At 59.1% G+C, this 20,370-nt stretch carries 22 protein-coding genes and 1 tRNA gene; 12 read left to right on the top strand and 11 right to left on the bottom strand.

Annotated elements, in window-relative coordinates; genetic code table 11:
• Window positions 1–54: 54 nt before the first annotated feature.
• On the top strand, window positions 55–1,068 hold the full coding sequence (locus tag F6X40_RS10955; RefSeq protein WP_187627848.1) for a PRTRC system protein D: 1,014 nt from the start codon (window positions 55–57) through the stop codon (window positions 1,066–1,068).
• 184 nt (window positions 1,069–1,252) lie between these two features.
• On the top strand, window positions 1,253–2,833 hold the full coding sequence (locus F6X40_RS10950; protein ID WP_187627847.1) for a GIY-YIG nuclease family protein: 1,581 nt from the start codon (window positions 1,253–1,255) through the stop codon (window positions 2,831–2,833).
• 116 nt (window positions 2,834–2,949) lie between these two features.
• Here the strand turns inward: F6X40_RS10950 and F6X40_RS10945 are convergent, their stop codons facing one another.
• The 3 genes from F6X40_RS10945 to F6X40_RS10935 all read right to left on the bottom strand — a co-directional run bounded on the left by F6X40_RS10945 (window position 2,950) and on the right by F6X40_RS10935 (window position 5,318).
• The gene (locus F6X40_RS10945; protein ID WP_187627846.1) at window positions 2,950–3,567 is read right to left on the bottom strand and encodes a TIGR00730 family Rossman fold protein; all 618 of its coding nucleotides are present in this window, start codon (window positions 3,565–3,567) and stop codon (window positions 2,950–2,952) included.
• A gap of 1,025 nt (window positions 3,568–4,592) precedes the next feature.
• Entirely contained in the window at window positions 4,593–4,853 is a 261-nt protein-coding gene (locus F6X40_RS10940; RefSeq protein WP_187627845.1) for a hypothetical protein, read from the bottom strand.
• A gap of 57 nt (window positions 4,854–4,910) precedes the next feature.
• Entirely contained in the window at window positions 4,911–5,318 is a 408-nt protein-coding gene (locus F6X40_RS10935) for a hypothetical protein (protein ID WP_187627844.1), read from the bottom strand.
• Between the two features lie 182 nt (window positions 5,319–5,500).
• Here F6X40_RS10935 and F6X40_RS10930 point away from each other — a divergent pair, with 182 nt between their 5' ends.
• Window positions 5,501–5,851: a hypothetical protein gene (locus F6X40_RS10930; RefSeq protein WP_187627843.1), complete on the top strand. Its 351-nt coding sequence runs from the start codon at window positions 5,501–5,503 to the stop codon at window positions 5,849–5,851.
• A 181-nt stretch (window positions 5,852–6,032) separates the two neighbouring features.
• On the opposite strand, the gene F6X40_RS10925 is transcribed toward F6X40_RS10930, so the two are convergent.
• From F6X40_RS10925 to F6X40_RS10905, 5 genes are all read right to left on the bottom strand, one after another.
• Entirely contained in the window at window positions 6,033–6,257 is a 225-nt protein-coding gene (locus tag F6X40_RS10925; protein ID WP_187627842.1) for a hypothetical protein, read from the bottom strand.
• A 110-nt stretch (window positions 6,258–6,367) separates the two neighbouring features.
• A complete protein-coding gene (locus tag F6X40_RS10920) occupies window positions 6,368–7,324 on the bottom strand; it encodes a hypothetical protein (RefSeq protein WP_187627841.1) in 957 nt (318 codons plus the stop codon).
• Window positions 7,324–8,184 (bottom strand): hypothetical protein, encoded by an 861-nt coding sequence (locus F6X40_RS10915; protein WP_187627840.1) that lies wholly within the window; start codon window positions 8,182–8,184, stop codon window positions 7,324–7,326. The genes F6X40_RS10920 and F6X40_RS10915 overlap by 1 nt, the downstream gene beginning before the upstream one ends.
• Window positions 8,185–8,496: 312 nt before the next feature.
• On the bottom strand, window positions 8,497–8,781 hold the full coding sequence (locus F6X40_RS10910) for a hypothetical protein (protein WP_187627839.1): 285 nt from the start codon (window positions 8,779–8,781) through the stop codon (window positions 8,497–8,499).
• 178 nt (window positions 8,782–8,959) lie between these two features.
• Window positions 8,960–9,559, bottom strand: coding sequence for a hypothetical protein (locus F6X40_RS10905; protein ID WP_187627838.1), 600 nt, complete (start codon window positions 9,557–9,559; stop codon window positions 8,960–8,962).
• A 258-nt stretch (window positions 9,560–9,817) separates the two neighbouring features.
• Here F6X40_RS10905 and F6X40_RS10900 point away from each other — a divergent pair, with 258 nt between their 5' ends.
• The 5 genes from F6X40_RS10900 (at window position 9,818) to F6X40_RS10880 (ending at window position 14,158) form a co-directional block, all read left to right on the top strand.
• Window positions 9,818–10,669 (top strand): hypothetical protein, encoded by an 852-nt coding sequence (locus F6X40_RS10900; protein WP_187627837.1) that lies wholly within the window; start codon window positions 9,818–9,820, stop codon window positions 10,667–10,669.
• A gap of 31 nt (window positions 10,670–10,700) precedes the next feature.
• Window positions 10,701–10,958 carry a hypothetical protein gene (locus tag F6X40_RS10895; protein ID WP_187627836.1) on the top strand — a complete coding sequence of 86 codons (258 nt, stop codon included), beginning with the start codon at window positions 10,701–10,703 and terminating at the stop codon, window positions 10,956–10,958.
• 223 nt (window positions 10,959–11,181) lie between these two features.
• On the top strand, window positions 11,182–11,955 hold the full coding sequence (locus F6X40_RS10890) for a metallophosphoesterase (RefSeq protein WP_187627835.1): 774 nt from the start codon (window positions 11,182–11,184) through the stop codon (window positions 11,953–11,955).
• 146 nt (window positions 11,956–12,101) lie between these two features.
• A complete protein-coding gene (locus tag F6X40_RS10885) occupies window positions 12,102–13,337 on the top strand; it encodes a hypothetical protein (protein ID WP_187627834.1) in 1,236 nt (411 codons plus the stop codon).
• Window positions 13,338–13,516: 179 nt separating this feature from the next.
• Entirely contained in the window at window positions 13,517–14,158 is a 642-nt protein-coding gene (locus tag F6X40_RS10880; RefSeq protein ID WP_187627833.1) for a uracil-DNA glycosylase, read from the top strand.
• 171 nt (window positions 14,159–14,329) lie between these two features.
• On the opposite strand, the gene F6X40_RS10875 is transcribed toward F6X40_RS10880, so the two are convergent.
• Complete coding sequence (locus tag F6X40_RS10875) at window positions 14,330–14,674, bottom strand: DUF4326 domain-containing protein (RefSeq protein ID WP_187627832.1); 345 nt, start codon at window positions 14,672–14,674, stop codon at window positions 14,330–14,332.
• A gap of 184 nt (window positions 14,675–14,858) precedes the next feature.
• On the opposite strand from F6X40_RS10875, the gene F6X40_RS10870 reads away from it, so the two are divergent.
• A complete protein-coding gene (locus tag F6X40_RS10870; protein WP_187627831.1) occupies window positions 14,859–15,557 on the top strand; it encodes a hypothetical protein in 699 nt (232 codons plus the stop codon).
• 97 nt (window positions 15,558–15,654) lie between these two features.
• Here the strand turns inward: F6X40_RS10870 and F6X40_RS41840 are convergent, their stop codons facing one another.
• Both F6X40_RS41840 and F6X40_RS10865 read right to left on the bottom strand, forming a co-directional pair.
• On the bottom strand, window positions 15,655–16,176 hold the full coding sequence (locus F6X40_RS41840; protein ID WP_222946043.1) for a hypothetical protein: 522 nt from the start codon (window positions 16,174–16,176) through the stop codon (window positions 15,655–15,657).
• A 113-nt stretch (window positions 16,177–16,289) separates the two neighbouring features.
• On the bottom strand, window positions 16,290–16,796 hold the full coding sequence (locus F6X40_RS10865) for a DUF2726 domain-containing protein (protein ID WP_187627830.1): 507 nt from the start codon (window positions 16,794–16,796) through the stop codon (window positions 16,290–16,292).
• Window positions 16,797–16,948: 152 nt separating this feature from the next.
• On the opposite strand from F6X40_RS10865, the gene F6X40_RS10860 reads away from it, so the two are divergent.
• The 3 genes from F6X40_RS10860 to F6X40_RS10850 all read left to right on the top strand — a co-directional run bounded on the left by F6X40_RS10860 (window position 16,949) and on the right by F6X40_RS10850 (window position 20,363).
• A complete protein-coding gene (locus F6X40_RS10860) occupies window positions 16,949–17,374 on the top strand; it encodes a hypothetical protein (protein ID WP_187627829.1) in 426 nt (141 codons plus the stop codon).
• 1,098 nt (window positions 17,375–18,472) lie between these two features.
• Window positions 18,473–19,222 carry a hypothetical protein gene (locus F6X40_RS10855; RefSeq protein WP_187627828.1) on the top strand — a complete coding sequence of 250 codons (750 nt, stop codon included), beginning with the start codon at window positions 18,473–18,475 and terminating at the stop codon, window positions 19,220–19,222.
• Between the two features lie 1,065 nt (window positions 19,223–20,287).
• Window positions 20,288–20,363: transfer RNA gene (locus tag F6X40_RS10850), tRNA-Asp, on the top strand.
• The last annotated feature ends 7 nt before the right edge of the window (window positions 20,364–20,370 follow it).

Raw genomic sequence — 20,370 nt, 5'->3', positions numbered from 1 at the left:
GCGCTTCAGATTCGCGCCGACCGCTGACAACTTTTCAATCCGGGATAACTCGACATGGCTAAAACCACCACTCCGACAGTAGTGCGCGCTCTCGACCTTGGGTGGGGCTGGACCAAGTACAGCTACATGGATGAGGTTACGGAGAAGCTCGAGTTCGGCGCCTTTCCGTCGCTCGCCCCTCGTCACGCCGGGATGGACTTGTCACTGTCGGTGCTCGGGCGGCGCGAAACTGTCGTTGTCACGGTGGAGGGCACCGACTACGAGGTCGGACCCGACAGCGCGGACCTCGACGTCAACGACGCAACTCGCAACCTCAACGAAAGTTACATTTTCAGCGACCAATATTCGGCGGTCTTTCGTGGCGCCTTGCACTACATGGGCGAGGATGTCATTGACTTGCTTGTCGTGGGGCTTCCGCTTTCCAATATGGCGAACGCGCCGAAGCTCAAGGCAATGATGGTCGGTGAACACCGCATCAACGCTTCGAAGACGGTGACCGTCAAGGACGCACTCGTCTTGCCACAGCCGCTCGGCGGCCTGTACTACTGCTTGGCCCAGAAGGACCGACCCGAGTTCGAATACCTGAAGGAAGAGGTCAATCTTATTATCGACCCAGGTTTCCTCACGTTTGATTTCCTTCTCGCGAATGGCAACAAGATTATCGAGAACCGGTCGAACGCACATGCTGGTGGAGTCTCGAAGGTGCTACGTGCGGTCGCAGAATCGTTGTCGTCGAAATTCGGTATCCGGTACGACAATCTGAGCGCCATCGACAAAGGCCTTCGTCGTCGCAAAATCAAAATCAACGGCGAAGTTGAGAACCTTGAGGACCACATCAAGGGCACGCGCTCAGTCCTCGAGGGCAGCGTCAACTATATGAAAAACATCGTCGGAGACGGGTCGGACATCGACAACATCATCCTGGTGGGCGGTGGCAGCCACCTCTACCGGAAGACCATCGAGACGTATTACCCCAAGCACACCGTGCTGACGCTCGATGACGCGCAAACCGCTAACGCGCAGGGTTTCCAGCTCGCGGGAGAAGACTACCTGCGCACGCGTCGCTGAGCCAAACGACAGGGCAGCACAACTGAGCCGTAGCGAAGGGACATCCCCGCGCGACGGCTTTTTCATTGCCCGCAAAACTGGCCGGCGCGCACGGAGCCGGCCAGCTGCGATATCCGGCGAAAAATGTTGATAACAAAGCTAAAACCGTGTGCTACATGGTGCAATCCTCCGCACTGGACTCAGCATGGACACGAACATCGACAGCAGCACCTTTGGCTACGTTTATATCCTCACGAACCCCTCGATTCCGGGGCAGGTCAAGATTGGCAAGACAACCCGCTCGCCGCAGGAGCGCCTTGCTGAAATCTCCGGGGCTACAGGCGTGCCCACACCTTTTGACCTCGCATACTACAAGGCTTTCCCGGACTGCCACGTCGCCGAGCGCATGATTCACCAGGCGCTGGAAGAGTCGGGTCTGCGCATCAGTAAGGCACGCGAGTTCTTCCGCTGCAGCCTGCCCGAAGCAACCCAGTTTCTGGACGACCTGCACAAGCACCTTACTGAAAACACGCCCAGCGAGCTGGTCTCGGTCGAGCTTCTGCAGAAAGGTCGCGAGTATTTGCAAGGCTCCCTTGTGACGCTCAAGGATGAAACCCGTGCTCTTTCGTTGTTGCGCCGCGCCGCCGAGCTCGGCAACCCCGAGGCGATGTTCCTCGCGGCGACCCTTATCGAGAAACGCGACAAACAGGAGGCGCTGCAGTTCTACATCCGCGCCGCTGACGCCGGCGAGCTGCTAGCGTACTCGCGCGGGGCGCTCATCCTGTGGAACGCCAACCAGCATGAAGACGCGCGCGAAGCCTGGGAAATCTTTTTCGAGCACGCCGGCCGCGAGAACGTCACCCCCGAGCAATATGAAGAGGCGGCCGTCGCCTATCTCGTCTCCCATTACCGTTACGAGGAAATTCCGAGCATGCCGCCGCAGCTCAAGCGCATGCGCTGGAAGCTCACGTGGCTCGCTGCCAAGGAGCGCAAGCTGCAGCTCGCAAGCTGGCTGTTCTGGAACCTCGGTACGATTTTGCAGAAGTTCGAAATCGTTCTGGGGTTGGTCTTTTTGCCAGCAGTCGTAGCGGACCTCGTTCATAAGCGCCCGTTCCTGAGCCTTATCGCACCGACGCTTTTCCTGGGCAGCATGGCTGTGAGGCATCTGGTGCGTCTGGGCCACGCTGCTGCCCAGAAACTTTCGGCAAGCAAGGCGACGGCGGCGTTGAAGGCCACTGCCAGGGCGGAGGCGAAGGCTGCGGAAAAGGCAAGCAAGGCCGAGGCCAAAGCTGCCGCGAAGGCGGCGGCCAGAGCCGAAAAGGACTCAGCTCAGCAAGCGAAGGTCGCGCGCAAGGAAGCGAAAAAGCAGGCACCGCTGGACCAGAACAAGGCGCCGACGGGCAACACTCTGTTGAACGTGCAAAACGCGGAGACATCGCAACCCGACCAGAAGGGCAGCCCCCTCGGGCAGAAGGCATTCGCACCGAAGAACCCTGCGCCAATGGCTGAACGCGCGGAGCCGTCCTTTGGCAGCCACCTGTTCTCCATAAATGACGTCGACCCCAGTGTGCCTTCACCGCAGCGTGCAACGGACGCCGACGAGGACGAATCGGAACAGCCTGACGGAATGGCAACGGCGCGCGCCATCGTGAACGCGCACGCTGACCAATCGAACCCGAAGCAGCCGGCGGGCCAAGTGCAGGACCGCTCCAACAAGAACCCGCAAATCAAAGGCGTGTTCAAAGCCCGTAAAGCGGGCGCACGGCGCGACGCGCGAGGCGGATAACAGCCCGCAGTACTGAAAAAGGCGAGCCTCACTTCGAGGTTCGCCTTTTTTCCACCCCCGCCAGATGCCAGGGACCGGCCCACCAATGAGCCGGAGGGTCCCCCGCTTCGCAGTCGTTAATCGAGCCCGAGCTTCTCCAGCACTTCGGCCGGCGAGTCAGCATAGCTCAACAAATCCATATCAAGCGGACCGATAAGCCGCTGCGAAAGCATCTGGTCGCGCATCCATTCGACGAGGCCGGCCCAAAATGCGGTGTCATACAGGATGACGGGCACTTTCGGCATCTTCCCTGTCTGAATCAAGGTCAGAACTTCGCTGAGTTCGTCCAGCGTGCCGACTCCCCCCGCGAACACCACGAATGCAGAGGATTGCCTGCAAAAAATCACTTTACGGGAAGCGAAGTGGTTGAAGTCGAGCGATATGTTTTGGAAGGGATTTCCTTTCTGCTCATTAGGCAGAACGATGTTTAACCCAATGCTGGTGCCTTCTTGCGCGCCACGATTGGCCGCCTCCATCACGCCTGGGCCGCCGCCGGTAATGACCGCGATACCTCGCTCGGCGAGCAGGTATGCCGTCGCACGTGCGGCCTGATAGACCGGCGTATCGGGCGCCACGCGCGCGCTGCCGAAAAGCGCTACCGCCTTCCCTACGCTGCTGAGACGGGCAACGCCTTCGGCCACTTCTGTGGCGATGCGTTGAGAGAGTCGGGAAGGGATTGGGAAGTCGTTGTTCATAGGGGTGTCAATGCGGGTGTCAATGTGCAAAAAGAGGCTGCCGGTGAAAATACATTTTTGGCCGGCGCGCGGGAGAGGGAGCGGTGCGCTAGAATCTTAACAATTCACACCATGTTTTGTAAAGTCGGCAATTGCTTGGCAAAGCCGGCTCCTTCCGGGAGGTTTTAGTGAAATATCTATTCTCAGCGCTTGCCGCACTATTCGGGCTGAGCGCCGTCTCGGCCGCGCCTTCCACGCCGACCTCGGCCAGTACCCTGACTGCTGGAAATCGGCCGGCTGCGCCAACGTCGCCCGCGTCGGCCGCCGTCGTCACTTTGCACGCGGGGGTGCACGAAAGAGCAGCAGCGCTCTTCGAACGACGCAAGACGTTAGAGTCGAGAAACTACGGTGCGCGTATCGCATTGCTCGTGACTGCCAAGGCGTGCGTCGACGCCGCAACTACTGAAGACAAGTACCTGGCATGCCGAAAAGACAGTGACCGGGCGCAGGAAAACCTGAAACGTAGGATTCTCACGGACTATCGCGCACTCAATGCGGAATACCGAATTCTGACTGACCAGGTTAAGCACGCGCACCCGAAAGCGGCTGCCGCTCATCCAGCGTCCCAGCCGGGAGGAACACCTGTGCCCGCAACCCTTGCTGCGTCAGCTACGCCCGGAGCCAGCGCACCATCTGCAGCACCCTGAACCGTCCCCATAAAACAACAGTTCGTCAGGTGGCTGCAAGGATGTTGCTATAGAAAGAACCAGCAACCCTGTTGACCGGTAGCGGGAGTAGTGGGCGGACTGTCTTCCCTTGAAACAAAACGTCCGTCGCAGGGCCGGGACTGCGTTAAAGACCCCGGCAATTCCTCGCTTGCCTTATCCCTCCGATTGCTTTCGCTCCTACGAAGTTCCGAACACTGCCCCTCACAGCGCGGCCACCTTCTCGCGTGATGCTGCGCCCACAGGATGTCTGTTAAGCCCGGACCCCACAAAAGAAAAACCCGCCTCGCGGGCGGGTTTTTCTGAGTCGACGAGTGCCGCTTACTTAGCAGCCGACGCGCCTTCAGCAGCCGATGCGCCTGCTTCCGACGCAGCAGCCTTCACTGCCTTCTTGTGGGCCTTGTGAGCCTTGTGCGACTTGTGCGCCGGCTTTGCCGACACTTCCGAAGCTGCTTGAGCAGCCGGAGCCGTCGTCGAGGCAGCTGCCGGAGCGGCTACCTTTGCTGCGACGGGTGCCGAAGCTTGAGCGAACGCGCCAGCGGCGAACAGGGAAGCGACCAGTGCTGCGACAATCTTCTTCATGTAAATCTCCAGAGAGGGAAAGGGTACGACGTCAAGCTTTTTTGCGTCGGCTACTTGCTATAACGCGTCATGCGCGGGCCGGTTGACATCATTTTCAAAAGATTTTTCGGTTTCTCTGAATTTGATAAGCATCCGGTCGCCTTCCGCATCCAGCGAACCATAGTCAAGCGCTGAACAATCGGCGACTTCTGTTATCTCCGCCTTTTGCAAAGCACCGGGCGCGGCCGGTTGTCCGGCCATCCGCACGCCAACTGAAAACCAAACGAGTGAGGCGAGCGCAAAGCCAGAAGCAAACCGTATAGCGGGGTGTTTTAGCCATTCTCCCCTATTTTTTGTGGGGTTTTTGCGCGCGGTGAGAGCGGCGTAGCGAGAAGCAACCAGGCGTGCAGCGATAGCGTCAGGCAACGGCGGCTGACGCGGAAGATATTCGGCTATCGCTCGCCCAAGGGCGTCGAAGTCTTCCATTCGCGGTTAAGTTATTGAATAGTAAGAGACCCCTTTACAACGCAGTGCCTTGTCGCCCGGTTGACACGAACAAAAAGGGCCAGCGTCGACCGTTCACTTGATGACGCGAAGGGACGACAAGCAGGACGCTTGGATAAAGAGGATAACTAGACCGGAGCCGTTTTTCTTTTTAGGGTGTCTGCATGCACGCCGTTACGCAAATCCGTTTGTCGACCGCCACCGCTCCGGAAGGGGCTACTAAGCACGCGGCACGCACACGAATCCCCGTATTCGAAGTCGTACTCGTGTGTCTCTTTGCGACCGTGGTGATTGTCCCGATGGTGTGGCGATGGCTTCCAGGCCTCAGCCGCTACAACCCAGGACTTGCGCTGCTCGCCGGCGGTATTGCACTCGCCGGGGCCGCCGGGCTTTTTCTGAACTCAATCAAGACGAGAAAGCTAAACAATCCTTGCGCCAACGCAGTGTGGGGCGTAGCGCTGGCCTGCGCGAGTGCGCTGGATGTCTTGTCAGCTCTCGAGCATCTTCTGCGCTAATGGTGGCGCATCGCGCACAGGCCTACTGCTTCACCGGCATTGCTTGAGCAAGGGCTTCTTCACACAGGAGAGATAGGGAGGAAGCGAACGCCGGAGTGGCGGGAAGAGTTGGGCGTGGTAGTCCCGTGACGACCGACACGACGACGTCGAAGGCGAGTGGGCCTCGCCTCCGACGCCTGGCTTAGACCCCCTGAAGGGCGAGGGCAGGCCGTTCTTTTACCTGCAATTGCGCGCAGCAGATACCTGTGCGCTCGAGGGAAGCTTTGGCTTCATCGACCGTAAAGGTGTCCGAGAAATAGCGCGGATACTGCTCGGACTCGACCCATACATGGATGTAGCCCGGCCGACGGCGTCCTTTCTGCGTTTTACTCTTAACTACGTGTGCAACTGTTGCTGCTTTACTCACTTGGGATTGACTCCAATGTTAAGCGAGGGAAGCTACTCGCTAAAGTATTGCGCTTCCTGCTGCCCGAAATATAGGCGCAGCGCCCTGTATAGCACTGCGCCACGCGTCTTTTATGTCCCGTTCGGAAGCGGCCCCACTATCTCGAGAACAGCCTCAGGCCAAAGCGGTTCAAGCTCCTCCGCCTCGAGAACGGCAAGCTCCTCCCAGTTGTCAACCCCGCGCGTGATGAGCCACGTAACATCAGCCAGTGCGGAATAGGGAAGCGAACGCGCTGCGGCGATGATGGCGCCCCTGTCGCGCTTGAACACCGCCACGGTCTCCTGGAGGACTTCGTCGAGTTCTGACTGAGGCCGTTCAACGTCATGACGACCGGCGTAAAGCCACGCCAGATTCTCAACGCTGAAGGAAAAGCGCGCGCGGTTCGAAAACGTGACATGGACCTCGAGGGGCAGCAAGTCCCCGAAGAGTTCCAGACGTTCCTGCGCCTCCCTGTCTCTTTGGGCGAATCGTTCTGCAGCTCTCTCAATGCGCTCAGACACCGTGTCAACCAGGTTATGCGCATACAGTTTGCCCGGGAAGAATGCGACGGGGAGCCGACGGTCTTGTTCCAGCTGCAACAATGTTTGCTTCAGGTCCTCCAGCGCACTTTCATACTGCGTGCGTTGAAAGCGCAACTCGCAAGGGCCAGTCAGTCCCTCTACCATATCGGCCGAGCGCGAGGCAATTCCTTCTTCCGACACAAACCACATCACGACCGTGTCGTCCACCTTCATCGCTATCGGCTCGTTTTGTCCGACGCACTCAGGTACGCCGCAGCTGCACGTAAACGGCCAGAATTCGGTGTCGCGAATGCCATGGCCAAGGACAGATGCTGCATCGAACACCACGGGATTGTCCCGGCCAACCAACGGCCGGCCACCCAGCAGCGGCAGGACCTGCGCTTCAACGTAGGCGACACCATCTTCTGTCACGGCGTCACGCGGGCAGACAGCGAAGGAAATGTGCTCGAAATGATGGGGAGCAGGCGAACTTGCGCAAGGGAAGCTGTTTTCGTTGGCCATCGGCATCAGTCCTCCAGCATACCGGACACAATGGCAAGATTTTGCGCCGTCAGGGCGAGCTTGAATCCTGACGCGCTCTCGTGGCCACTCCCACCGTAGCGCTTCGCAATTTGGATGCAGTCGCAGCCATTGCCCTGCACACCGCGTACGCTGGCGAAGATTTCCGCGCCACCGGTGTACCACACGAGCCCAAAGGTGCCCGACTCTGCGGCCAACGCCGACCCGATTTCATTACGAAAGGCACGCGGTGCATTGCAGGCGAGACCCTTTATGCCAGCAAGCATGACCGGGTAGCGCTGTTCGAGCGATTCCTTATGCAGAGACTCGAGCAGGGTCAGGCGCGCCGCATCGGCGGTCTCCGTGCTCTCCACAGGCTGACACTTCGCATATTCGACTTCCCCCGCGAAGTCTGACCAGCGCTCGAACGTGTGCTCGCCGGCGCGTAGACGCGCCATCACGGCGCGCGTCCGCGTGTCCTTGAAAAGATAGAGGTCTTCGTCTTCGACGAGGTCGATGAGCACCGGGCGGCGCGCGCCCACGCCATGGAAATGGTCCCACGCGAGGCGCGCTCCCGAGCGGTGCGCATCGTAATGCCCGCCCGCGATGGAGCGCACAGCCTCCTCCGCGCCCTTGTGATGGTCAAGGACTACGAGGCTCGTGGCCACGGCCCCCATCGCGTGGAGGACAGCTGCAGAGTACGAAAAGTCGAGGATGTAGACCTCCCGACCGGTCACGTCCGGCGGCGCGTCGTCGTAGTTCGCTGCGACATACTCAGCACAGTCGCGGAACTTAAGCCACGCAGCCCAGGCCGCTGTGAAGCCGTCGATGCAACGGCCAGCGTGGTAAATAACCAGCACCTTTTTCATCTTTATGTCCTGAAACGCTCATGTTCATCTGCCACTTTCCGAGGCGGACGAATGAACACCGCCGACCGATGGCGGGTAGTTTTCGACCTTGATTGAGCGCAATCACGGCACCAGGGCACCGGAGCGCTCGCCTTCACAAAAGTATATCGGCGCGTCGATGTTTTGCAAAGGATTTACTCGCTTGCGCCCTGTTCCCTGACTTAACAATTTTCGACCCGATGGCACCGACGTTCGCCATATTTCCGGATGATGCGACCAGGCAGGGTGCAGTGGCAATTGCGTGCGGTTGCCAATTAACGGCTGGCGTACACACTAATCTTCATCGCTGTAATCAGCGGTCATTCCCCCGATGCCGACGCTGAACAAGGTGGCGCCAAAGCGCAACGGCCAGTCAAGAATACTAAGGTCGTCGTGCCCCCAGAAGAGGTACATGGGGATAGTCGCGACGAAGGCGACAGCAGCGAGGGGTAACGTGCCCCACACGAGCAATTTTTGGCACCGCTTCCATTTCAGCGAAGCGTAGTGGGCACCGACGCCAAGGCAGACGAGAAGCCCCAGGTCGAGGATTGAAGCGGGTATCGGCGGAATAACGGGCATCTGCAGAAAATGGCGTCAAGTTTGCGTCGCGAAGGGTCGGCGCGTTCACGGAGTATAGGTTGAGCACGCAACGCATCGAGCCACCAATGCTTCCTCCTTCTATGCGGCGGCAGGCAGGGCGCAAAGAAAAACGGAGCCCCTGTGAAGAAGGCTCCGTTTGAATCACTTACCGGTGTGTCTAATCCGCTTCATCTTCCGCGAACCCGCTGAGGCGGTGGATTTCCATCCAATCACCCTTGCAGCTGTTGCAGGTGACCCGCTGGTACGCAGAGGAGCCGAAGTGCACGGCGCCATAGTCGTAGCCGCCTTCTCTGTTGTGACAGTGAGGACAGCCGCCCTCTTTGATGTAGCGGGCAGATTCATCCTCCGAGATGCGCAGACCATCGATTTTGGCCAGTTGGTACGTCGCCCACCATTTTTGGCCGCAGTCCTCGCATCCTACGAGAAGGTCCCACGTCAATTCGTCCGCATTGCTGTCCTGCTCGTCGAAGACTCTTTTGCTTCCGCAGTAGGGGCAGTGGCAGCCGCCGTTTGCAGCGTAGTCGGCGACCACATCCGGATGAAGAAAGCTCTCCGTCTTCAGGCGCGGGGTCCAGTCGGCGGTGCCTGTGGCACGCGCGGCGCGCGGTTTCCCTTGGAGTGCCGCGTTATAGCTGCGGTAGCCGTCGAGTTTCGAGATGACCGCCAACGCTTTCGTACGCGGAAGAACCACTCCGGCGTCCTGCAGATGCTTCAGCAGAAGGTTGGCGCGGTCTTTGATGCCTTGTGTATCATTCATGTCAAATATCCTGAAAAAATGGGTCTTGCCCAATGTGTTGCCCTCAGTGGTCGGCTTGTGAAGAACGCAAGACCCGGATGTCAGGTGCTGTGCGGTACTGATGCGCGAGATTTTCCAAAACCAGAAGGTTCCGACCGAGAAGGACTCGCACGCCCTTGCTGAGTGTAGCCACCGCTGACTGCCTATCTATACTCGGAAGTAGTGACATCAGGCGGCGCGCGCCGTCTTGACGAAAACTTCCAACTGAGGACATCAAAAATGGCAAAAATTTCGAAAGCGGCGCTAGCAGCGCTTCAGGAAGCACACACGCGGTACTGCAGCTTCAACCAGACGGAGCGGTCGGACACCGAATTCATGGCCAGCAACGGCCACCCCTTCGCGAAGCAGTACCAGAAGCTCCGCGCGTTCTTCGACGGTCTTCGCTATGCATGCAACGCCGGCGCACGCGTTTTCAGCTACAAGGGCGAGCATGAGTATGCCGAGTACTGGAAGCCTGAGCTCGAGGTCACGGGCAAACCCGAGGGGGAGCTGCGCCGATTCGGCCATGTTTACCCGGCTCACGAACTCTGGAACGAGTATCTCGCAGCTGCAAAGGAACTCGGCTGGAAAGACGCGGGACCCCGTCTACGCGGAGGTTCCTGGGTGATTCGTACGCAGTCGCCGGCTCTACGCGACCGTCTGCTCGAAGCTTGTGCAGAGCGTAAGCCGAACGTACGATATGACACAGGCCGGGGTGTGAACGTCATCGCTGTGGACATCTATGACCCGTCGCCGGCCCTCCACCAGGCCATCGTCGCGGCGCTCAAGGAGCACCATAAAGGGTTTGTGTTGCCCAAACGCAAGGCTGAGCACTCACAAGAGGACCAGGCACCGCTTCCCCTAGCCGAAAAGCAGTTTGCGCTCGGCAATGTCAAGGAGGTAACGGTGACTGACCGGCAAGTGCTCGTTCCGCTCGTGCCCCTGGGTCAGGGTGATGCCATCGTTCAGTCGACGGCTAACCAGTTGCTGGACCTCGTCAAGGCAGGATTTCCGTTCTCGCAGGTTCGCGAGTGGCTGAAGAAGTTTCTCACTGCGGATTCATTCGCACATGTGGAAAACTGCTACGGCTGATACGCGTCAAACTTTCAACAAGGAAAACAAGATGTTGGACACCACGCAGGTATCGAAGAACGGTCGCACCATGTCCAAAGTATCCGGGCGACGAGCCGTACAACGCCAAACGTGTGTCGATAAACACACAAGCAAGCGTTACGTCATCGACCACAAGCAGCAGACAGTCACGCAGTACGGCCCCACCGGTTTGCGGACGGCGCACGTCAAGCACCGCGCCGCCGACAGCTTGAGGGGCTGGATGGCCATGATGGGGTTCGTCCCAGCCATGGAGCATCAAGCGCAATAACGCTGCGTGATTACCTTATTTTTCTCCGGACCTCTCGCCACCGCGAGAGGTTTTTTTATGGCGTACGGGACGCCGCAACAGCCAGCAAAACGGCGTAGCCTGTCCCGATGATGTCCTTTACAATTCCAACCTGCCCGCCAACTTGCTACCGCCGGCCGGCGCTCCCACCGCTAGCCGGTTTGCTGTCACGTCTGCCTTTATCAAATGGCCCAGAGGAAATTCGATGCGCGTCCATATTCTCTCAGACTTGCACATGGACGATGCTCCATGGCTGCCACCTGAGGTGGACGCAGACGTCACGATTGCGGCAGGCGACCTGTTCGACGACGGAGAACGCGCCATCCAGTGGTGCGCGGACCACGCTCAAAGAACCGGGCGTCCCGTTCTCTACGTCCCCGGCAACCACGAGTTAGCTCCCGGGAGCGTTGCAAACCGGCTTAAGGCAATCCTCGGTGCCGCGAAGAGAAGCAACGTCCTCGTTCTTCATAACCGTTCTGTCGTTCTTCAGGGAATCCGCTTCGTTGGGACGCCGTGCTGGACCGATTTCGAGCTTGACGGTCGCAGGATGGCACAAATATCGAAGCACGCCGCCGGCACTATGCTGGCGGACTTCGGTCCTTCAGAGGGCGAGCGGACAGACGAAGGCGCGCCGCGAATAACTCCTGAGTACGCCGTTCGCATGCACGCACGAGCGAAGCGGGCGCTTTTACGAGGATTGGAGGACGCGTACAGCGAACCGGTGGTCATCATCACACACCACGCCCCCTCGGCCAGGTCGCTGTCCACCCGATATAACGGGTCTGCTCTGAACCCATCATTCGCCTCGAACCTCGACGAACTCGTCGCCTACAGTAATGCCCGACTGTGGGTCCACGGGCACGCGCATGAATCGGCCGATTACGTGCTTGGCACCACCCGCGTGGTTTGCAATCCCCGAGGGACCGCGCGCCACCCCAACACCGCTTTCGCGCCTCAAATGGTGGTGGTCGTCGAGTAACTTTGCGACGGCCTAAAAGCCTTGGAGCCAATTTGTCGGTACGCCTTTGCAAAATGAAAGGTCGTCCACTTTCTTCGTTTACTTTACAATTCAAAGCGATATCAAATCCGCCCCAACCACGCGTTCACTACCGGATACCTCGTACCATGACTTACCCAATCGTCTTCCTCGACGAGGCTGGCTACTACTTCGCAAACAACGACCAGCTGAAAGAGCAACTCCGGACGATGCCGGGCGTGCCAAATGCCCAGTATCTGTCGCGCGACGGAAAGGTCTTCGTCTTCGACAAACTCGTACGCCTCGTGTCAGCCGCCGGCATGTCCGCCGATGGCAAGGTAGACCCAGTGCAGGTAGCGAAGCTGCTTCCGCAGGCCTGGGTCGAGCCGGAGCTTGCCGTCGTGTCGTTCGATGTCGTGCCCGAACCGTACGAACTCGTCGACAAGGAAGGTGCAGTGGCAATTCGCCACCGGCCCTTCAACGCGCTCCTGCCAGGCTCGTACGCCAGCAAGACGGATGCGCAGAAGGCGCTGGTCAAGCTGCTGGTCGGCGAAGTGATTCGCGGCGAAGGCCAGTTCGAATACCGGGGGCAGCCCATGACCCTGCAGCATAGCTTCGAGCTACAGAAACTGCCCGCGCGACCGTTCATCGACGTTGACGACGAGGGGGATGCACCTTATTTCTGGCGTATGGACGTCGACACGTACTGCCCGGGCCTGCCGCCCCTGAGCGCAGATGCCTTCACCGAACTCGTTAATGCCCACAACAGCTGGAGCGCCAAGGAACGACGCGCTCAAAAAAGAACCCGCGCCGCCAGTGATGAGCTCTGGCGCGATGCGGTGCGCTACTCACTCGCGTCATTGAACGACCTGAGTGAAAAACTGCCAGAGTACGGTTTCGAGGACGGCGCCGAATTGCGTCGCCTTTATCCGGAACTCTCAATGCTGGGCGACGGTTCGCTCTATAGCTGGTACAGCAGCTTCGCGGACGACTGCTTGTGCCTCAGAGGATGGACGCCGGCACGCGACGACGACTTTTTGTTCTTCCTGCTCGGAAAGGTAGCGAGGGGGCACGAGGCGAATGGCTACTACGCGAGGGAAGCTGGTTTGATGGCGGGCTTTGCCCTTCTGTGTGGTTCAACTGTCGCCGACGCGCTGCGTTTCGGCATCGAGTGTTCGCTGTATCGAGCAGCTCTGGGAGCAATGGCCGGCCATGCCCGTTCGGCAATGCGTTTCCTCGCCCAGGACAAGGATGCGCCGCCACTGCAGGGGTCAAAAGTGACTACGATGTTGGACCTGTTCCGGGCGGGACGGTCCGTTAAATCCCGCTTCGCTTACGCGGAGCAATCGTTATCTGACTTCGAAACCCCGGTCGTTCAGGGCTAAGCTTGGCTCAAAGACGGCAACAGGTGAGGGCGGCCCAGCGCGAGCGGCAAGTCGGCTATCGATGCGACCTGAAACTGCGCTAGCGGTTGACGGCTTCTTGTGGCGCGCTCTCTGCGGGCGCTAGCCGAAGCTTGGTAGCCTACACAAGGCAATCTGCACACCGACAAAAGGAAAATCTCATGCCTGACCTCACCTTGGCGGAACGCCTTGTCGAAACGCTGCCTCACGGAGTAGCAGGGCTATTCAACCCTTGGCGAGACGTCTGCCAGGAGGACACCCCCTTCAACAGCCCTGAAGAAAGGATAAAGCGGCTCGCGGCCCACCTTGACTGCAAGCCCCGATTTTTAGTCGTTGGCGAGGCGAGCGGGTATCAGGGCATGCGCCGAAGCGCCATCGCGTTCACGAGCGAGCGTCAGTTGCTCGAGGGAGCCATACCCCGGATAGCCCGCCTCGACAATCGGCTTACGACAAGGCGACTGCCATTCAGCGAACCCAGTGCCACTATTGTCTGGAAGGCACTGTATCGGCTTCACATCGCCGAACACACTATTCTTTGGAATGCGTTGCCGATGCACCCGCACAAGCCCGGCGACATCCAGTCGAATCGCACCCCGACAAACGTCGAGCTGCAACTCGGTGTTCCGGCGATGCGGCTTCTGGTCGAGGCCTTTCCTCGCGCCAAGGTGATTGCAGTCGGCAAGAAAGCTGAGGGTTTGCTGCAGGCCATGGGCGTCGCTACCGCCGGCGCCGTGCGCCATCCCGCCAACGGCGGTGCAACCGCGTTTGCCGAAGGCATGGCCGCACTAGCGGCATCGAGCTGACAATGGACACGGACAGAACGCCATTTAGTTGATTTCCGGCCGGTGTTTGCGCTCGCGGGAATGGAGTGTCCCGAACCCGGAAAGTATGTGGGTGCCCCCGCGTTCGAAACAGGTGACCGTCCGCTCGTGAGCATGCTCGCGCTGTATGACTTCGTTGTTGGGCTGGCGGGCTCAGAACAAACTCATCTGCGAGGCGGGCGCCGAAGTCACCGGCGGCGAGACTTCCGGGTGAAGCACAAGCACATAGTTATCGCCGTGGCAGCGAGCGCTCGGGGTCTTTCGCCCTTTGCACCAGCACCCCAGCCTCAACCCTCGTAGCTCTTCGAGCCGGGCCATGATACCGGGCTGCGTGGGAAGCCACACTCGATGTTTTTCGACCACCTCGTCGCGCGTGCCGTCCTTCCCGATGCGGAACGGATTGGCAAAAATGCTTCCCGGCAGCCCGGGCATGGCGCGGCCGATGTACACATCGTATTCCGCCTCCCTGCAGTGCACTACGCTCGTCAACTTTGACATGTGTCAACTCCTGCAATCCTGGGCAACTTACTAAGCAAAGGCAACTCGCGGGTCTAGCGACCAACGCCGCCACCATGCGGCCGTCCGTACCACTTGTTGACTCGAGCCTTCGTGTGACCCCGGCTTAAGTACGAAAGTCGCTACACGCCTCAGCTGGACACACTTTTACTCGAGGACAATCAAAATGAGCAGAAACACCATCGTTAGCATTGGCGGCGCGGTTCCGGACATGCTGAACAACATCGGCACGGTTTTCTTCGAAGCACAAAACATGCGCTATCACCGGTATGCGGAAGCCTTGACGGTAACGCTTCTGGACAACGCGCTGGACGCCGGCAAGACCTGCCCGCACTTGCATTTCAAGACTGACGAGCGCGATATCTGCGTCGTCTGGAATACTCTCAGCGCCCTTATCGGCGGTGAGCTGACGCCGCAGGCGCTTACCGACTATAGTCGCAAGCTCTGGGACGAGCACGCTGCGGTCGTCCCACTTCGTCTCCGAGACAAGGTTATCGTCTACTTCGAACCGAAGCAATCAATCCGGGTGTTCAGTCCGTTCGCGTTGAAGAAACTCAAGCCGCTGGATAAGGTGCCGGCAAAGATGACGCTGGCTTTTGTCAAACGTGCGCTGGCCAACGGCCAGTACGCCAACCTGAGGTGCAACTATGTGCTCACGGACGACTACGCGTGGGACGCGGCAGTCAACTTCCGCAAAGGCGCTATTGATGCGCTTCCGATGCTCGAGCGTATCATCGAGTCGCCGTCCGGATGGTGGACTTCGATGGATGGCAATCCCGCCGCGCCCCTCGTGTCACTTTGCTGTCACAGCTTCGACAGTAACAGTTTCACCCTGAAGCTCGACTCAACGGCGGCCGTCGCTTAAAAAGTCTTATTCATTCCCCAATCCCCCAGAGCCAACACTTTGGGGGATTTTCTTTCAGCGGGCCGCTGCTGCATCTATTTGGGTGGCGAACTTCAGGCTACCTTCGAAAGTTTTCGGGTGTCCACACGCCTTCATATTCGATGCCCCGCACACGGGCCACTCCATCCAGACGGCGAATGAAGGCGTCATCACTGTCGCCAACTCTACCTGCAACCAGACGGTCTGCTGCTATTCCCACGGGATTGCCATCCTCGATGTCGCGCGTGAGAAGCACCCAGCCCTCGGCACGCCGATGCCGAATGTTGCTAAGACAGTCACCCGCCCGCATACGCAACGCAGAGTCCGAAAGAGTCCTCGTCGGTCGGTCAAAGGCGTGCAGCCGCATAGTCATGCCGCCTAGCCGCCGCGCCAACTCAGGTACCACTCCGAAGATTAACCGTGATTCGTATGCCCGGTCTTCGGGGGCCCACTCTGGTTCTGAGCGCCGCGCAGACCGTGCGAGCTGGAGAAGGCGATTGGCAAGCAAGGGTGCATCGAGTCCATAAAGCCGTTCGACTTCGGCGCGCTCGGACGCCGTCTCATCGAAGCGGCGTTCATAGGGATGCAGAAAAAAGGCCATTTGGCTACTCGGTGTCCTGGACGTTAGGCAAGTTTACCCGTTTTTGTAAAGATAAACCAATGGAGCGCGGCAAGCAGTGCCTTGTGGAGCTCATCCCGCTAGCGGCCATTCAGCTAGAACGGCTTCGCCTTACCGGTTGCAGCCGTCGGGCGCAATTTGAGGATGTCGCGACGCAATACCTCAGCGGTCGGTTTGGAACGGCTCTCGTACCGCAGGGTGACGAAGCCAGCTTCGGCGGTCATCCGGTCTCGGGCTGCGTCCGTGTCCCGCTTGTTGTTGTGAGACGCGTCGTCGAGCTCGATGAGCGCGACCACGTCCAGATTACTGTCCGCGACCACGAAGTCGACAATCTTGCGATTGAACTGATTTCGCAGCTTTCCACTGTCGCCGCTTTCACCGCCTTTGGCCGTCATGAGCGCGCCCATGGAGACCTGGGGAAAGATGTAATGGCTGGGCAGGGCGCGTGCGAGTTGCTCAAAAAACAGCTTCTCATTTCGCGTGAGCAATGATTTTGCCGTGAGGCGAGCCCCCCGCGCGACGGTACTACGACCCCCGCCGGCTTTGGCGATGAGTAGAACGAGGAGCAGCACAACGCAGCCGATGAATACGAACTTGAGCATGAAAACCTTTAGAAGAAGGGTGTCACGCGTATAGCTCGTTTGCGTCTCAAAACACGCGCCCCAGTGCGGCCACCCCGCCGCGCGGGGGATTCGCTGACCACGCGAGAACTATTCCCTATACGGAGTATTCATTTCTGTTTAGAGGACACTTTATGAGTACTTTTCTACTTGACGCCGAAGTTCAGGACGCCATTGACCGCACGTCGTTCGTCGTTCTCGCTTCATCGTTCGAAAAAATCGCGCTTTGCCAGGAGGCGAAGGAAAGGGGTTTTGCCTGGCATCTCGAAAGCACCGGTTTCCTCGTGCGCATCGGAGAGCTCAACGGCCAGGCGATGAACGCGTTGGTCTCGTGGGCATCCTTCGACGGGTACCGCGTCATGTTCATCTCCCCGGCAAGCCGCTATTCGGATTCTGCAGCGCTATCACGCTGGCTCGACGAGCACTGCGACCCCGTCTGGTACCAGCGCGCCGCCGGCCGCCGTTCAATCTGTGAACCTCTAACGTTTTCGAACTGTCTCAGTGCTATCCGTGAGTTCCAGAAGGCTGTCGGCAGCGAAGAAGACCTTCTTGCCGCTTAGTGATTCAGTCCGCCTCCTATGGCGGACTTTTTTCGCACAGAGGCGTCGATTACTTTACAATAATCCGGCACACGCCTTCTCCCGAATCACTTTGTAAAGCCAGAATGCATTCACGCCAGTCATACATGCCTGATAACACTGATGCAGCATCGTTTTTGCCATTGCCGCATGTGCCGATAGCATGGGCTACTGTCACTCGTGCCGGCGAGCTCGTCCCGTGGATGCCCGTCGACGCCACACCCAACAGTGCGCACCCAAATTTCAATGCGGAACTTGCCGACCTTCAAAATCCGCAAAATGCGCCGCATCGCATCGTTGCGCTTTTCGCGCGAGACGACCAGCCAGAGTCTGTTTTTCCACCACTGTGGGATGTTCGTCCCGAAGGACGCAATGGTCCGGCTCCTTCCTTGCGGCAGATAGTGCACGAGTGGTGGGGAGTTTTTGGCGGAAGCGGCGATGTCGACGGATATCTCGACGCGGTGACGGCCTGCGCGCGAACGGTGTCTCGACGAGGAAACTCGGATGCGCGGGACTGCCGCAGGGAGGTTGCTGTGCCTCCTGCCTCTTTTCTGCCAATTCACCCGAGCGTACTTAGGGCTGCACGACTGCTACGGCCCACGCCAGCCCGGCAGACCAAGAAAATTCCCACGTCAAAACCAACACCGGCGCCCTGCGTGTCCGGGGAACCCTTTGACGCTGCGTTGCTGCACATTGAACGGGCGCGCAGGGCGCTCGCGGAACCCGGTGCCCGACGTCGATACGCTGCCCGCAGCTGGAGCGCCCTGAACGAGTTGCGGCGACAAATGCATCGTCACCAAAGCGACACAATCCGACCTTGTCCGGATTCGCCTCGCCCGGCACGCGACGGCCTTCGTGATGCTCTTATTAAAAGATATGAGAGCGCCCCTGATGACTGTCTGGTTGCGATTGGCCACTGGCGGCGTTCTGAGATTTTCCCGGCGCCCGCACGCGATTTTGTTGCCGTGATGTCTATTCGCGTGGGCGACCTCCGAGCGCACGCGGCTCCCGCCCTCGACCCCGCGTAGGTACGCGAGTGGCATCCTCCGGCCCGCTACCCCACAACAAAAGGACCATTCTATGAAGCAAGATAGCCTCGAGCATTCGGCAACTACCAACGGTGCGCCTGCTCCCCTCAGATTGATGCCGCGCCTCCAGTCCCAATTCGTCAGTTGGCTCGAGCATCTGGAAAGCGGCGGCGCGCCGGCGGCCGTCGCTGACGAGATACGCGGACTGCTTGACATGGGCCTGTCGACCCAGCCTGACGCGTCGACCCATGAGGCACGAATTGGAAACGCCCAATGGCGAGTTGCGCGCCGGCTCGAAGACCATTTGAAGATTGAGCTACGCGAGGCCTATGACCTTTCCGCGAGACTGATTCAGGACATGGTCGACACCGGCGCAGTTCCGCCCGCCGAGCCGCCGCCTGCATATGACGGTCCGGAGCCGCTCAACCTCCATATTTCCAGGCGCATTGACGAACTGATGCAACTTATCGCTCAGGTTCGGAAAGAACCGGGGGGCCTTGGAGATGGAACGGTGCTCGAGGCTTTTCGCGCGTTGGCACCGTGCCTGTCTCGCAACATGCGCTCGGGCCTCTACAACAGTCTCGGATGCGTTCCCCGCATTTACGACAACGCCTACCTCCCGCCGCCGGGATGGCCCGCATTTCTCGACGCCATGAAAGCTGAGGCGCTTCGTGCGGGCGACGAACAGGACGCCGGCCTGCGGCAATACAACGAAGGAGTACGCTGGACCATCGCGCAAATCCGCCAAGCTTTCCGCTACCTGGAAACGGACCCCGAGAAGAACGGTTGGCCTTCCGCCTAGCCGCTATTCTGAATCCGACCAAAACGGGCACGGCTCGGAACGACGCTGGCGCATAGCGCACAATCCGCCCAGCATGTTGGTCGGTCGGGAAAATCACGGATTGCTGCATTGCACAATTTAGTGTAGGCTTTCCCTCATGAATCGATGAGGCGTCGTCTGAGTACCTGTGGCCGCGCCTCACTCAATCGGAGGGCTTCTGCGCATCATGAAACTCGAACCGACAACGTTCGCTCAGCTCCGGCGACTTGCACCCACGTTGGACGACCTCCTGCATGCCGGGGAGGTCGAGCATGAGGGCCAGGCGAGGTGCCTGCTCGCTCTTTCTGAACTCTGCGCGGAATTGCACACAGCATATACGGCTACCGCGCCGCCTATGCCGTCGGACGAAGAGGGCACCACCCCGGGACAGCGCGACTAGCTCCACCGCGCCCGTCGTGTTGTAAAGCCGCAACGCTTGAAAATATTTTGCGTCATCCTTGACAAATCCAAAGCGGAGTTACTACACTCCGCATCATTGAAAACATTTCTTGGAACTGCTGCATCATGAACGCACTCTTTACCGCAATCGCATTGTTCGCCCGGGACGCCCGGTCGGATGCGTTCGCGCGTGATGAGCGTGCTGATGCCGAACGCGACGAGCGTTCGTAAGCGGTCCTGGTCGTTCTCCACCAGGTGACTGGTGGAACCCACAGAGCGGCCCGATGTACCATCCCCTTCTGTAGTCAAGTTTCCCCAGTCTAAGTTCCTCGGGACACGGAGAGCACGGTAGTAACTTGCTCTTTAATATCGTTGGTGCTGCGCCTTGAGGCTACAACAGTCTTGGGAACATGCGCGCGCGAACTAGAAACCTGATTTTTTACGTCTCCATCTACGGCAGGTTAGGACACAACCCTTTTCGCGGTTGTAAACTCGGTTCGACCCCGAGTGGAGACGTCAAACCAAAGCGCATTGTTCGCAGTGCTGACCAGTGCAGCAGTGTGCTTCTGTTTGATTGCAACGCTCTGTTCGTCTAGCGGCCTAGGACACCTGGTTTTCGCCCAGGTAACAGCGGCTACAGAGCGCCATGATGCGTTAGCTCAGTAGGTAGAGCAGTGGATTGTCTATCCGAAGGTCAGGGGTTCGAGCCCCCTACGCATCGCCAGATTTTT

Source organism: Paraburkholderia sp. UCT31 (genome assembly GCF_014397655.1).
Taxonomy (GTDB): domain Bacteria; phylum Pseudomonadota; class Gammaproteobacteria; order Burkholderiales; family Burkholderiaceae; genus Paraburkholderia; species Paraburkholderia tuberum.
The sequence above is the reverse complement of the archived record's forward strand: the minus strand, read 5'-3'. Positions and strand labels throughout refer to the sequence as shown.

Coding starts and splice junctions, on each gene's coding strand:
- F6X40_RS10865 (WP_187627830.1), bottom strand. CDS start 16,796: ATGCTCAAGTTCGTATTCATCGGCTGCGTTGTGCTGCTCCTCGTTCTA.
- F6X40_RS10855 (WP_187627828.1), top strand. CDS start 18,473: ATGAAGCAAGATAGCCTCGAGCATTCGGCAACTACCAACGGTGCGCCT.
- F6X40_RS10890 (WP_187627835.1), top strand. CDS start 11,182: ATGCGCGTCCATATTCTCTCAGACTTGCACATGGACGATGCTCCATGG.
- F6X40_RS10900 (WP_187627837.1), top strand. CDS start 9,818: ATGGCAAAAATTTCGAAAGCGGCGCTAGCAGCGCTTCAGGAAGCACAC.
- F6X40_RS10930 (WP_187627843.1), top strand. CDS start 5,501: ATGCACGCCGTTACGCAAATCCGTTTGTCGACCGCCACCGCTCCGGAA.
- F6X40_RS10935 (WP_187627844.1), bottom strand. CDS start 5,318: ATGGAAGACTTCGACGCCCTTGGGCGAGCGATAGCCGAATATCTTCCG.
- F6X40_RS41840 (WP_222946043.1), bottom strand. CDS start 16,176: ATGGCCTTTTTTCTGCATCCCTATGAACGCCGCTTCGATGAGACGGCG.
- F6X40_RS10905 (WP_187627838.1), bottom strand. CDS start 9,559: ATGAATGATACACAAGGCATCAAAGACCGCGCCAACCTTCTGCTGAAG.
- F6X40_RS10950 (WP_187627847.1), top strand. CDS start 1,253: ATGGACACGAACATCGACAGCAGCACCTTTGGCTACGTTTATATCCTC.
- F6X40_RS10860 (WP_187627829.1), top strand. CDS start 16,949: ATGAGTACTTTTCTACTTGACGCCGAAGTTCAGGACGCCATTGACCGC.
- F6X40_RS10895 (WP_187627836.1), top strand. CDS start 10,701: ATGTTGGACACCACGCAGGTATCGAAGAACGGTCGCACCATGTCCAAA.
- F6X40_RS10940 (WP_187627845.1), bottom strand. CDS start 4,853: ATGAAGAAGATTGTCGCAGCACTGGTCGCTTCCCTGTTCGCCGCTGGC.
- F6X40_RS10945 (WP_187627846.1), bottom strand. CDS start 3,567: ATGAACAACGACTTCCCAATCCCTTCCCGACTCTCTCAACGCATCGCC.
- F6X40_RS10955 (WP_187627848.1), top strand. CDS start 55: ATGGCTAAAACCACCACTCCGACAGTAGTGCGCGCTCTCGACCTTGGG.
- F6X40_RS10885 (WP_187627834.1), top strand. CDS start 12,102: ATGACTTACCCAATCGTCTTCCTCGACGAGGCTGGCTACTACTTCGCA.
- F6X40_RS10880 (WP_187627833.1), top strand. CDS start 13,517: ATGCCTGACCTCACCTTGGCGGAACGCCTTGTCGAAACGCTGCCTCAC.
- F6X40_RS10920 (WP_187627841.1), bottom strand. CDS start 7,324: ATGCCGATGGCCAACGAAAACAGCTTCCCTTGCGCAAGTTCGCCTGCT.
- F6X40_RS10875 (WP_187627832.1), bottom strand. CDS start 14,674: ATGTCAAAGTTGACGAGCGTAGTGCACTGCAGGGAGGCGGAATACGAT.
- F6X40_RS10915 (WP_187627840.1), bottom strand. CDS start 8,184: ATGAAAAAGGTGCTGGTTATTTACCACGCTGGCCGTTGCATCGACGGC.
- F6X40_RS10910 (WP_187627839.1), bottom strand. CDS start 8,781: ATGCCCGTTATTCCGCCGATACCCGCTTCAATCCTCGACCTGGGGCTT.
- F6X40_RS10870 (WP_187627831.1), top strand. CDS start 14,859: ATGAGCAGAAACACCATCGTTAGCATTGGCGGCGCGGTTCCGGACATG.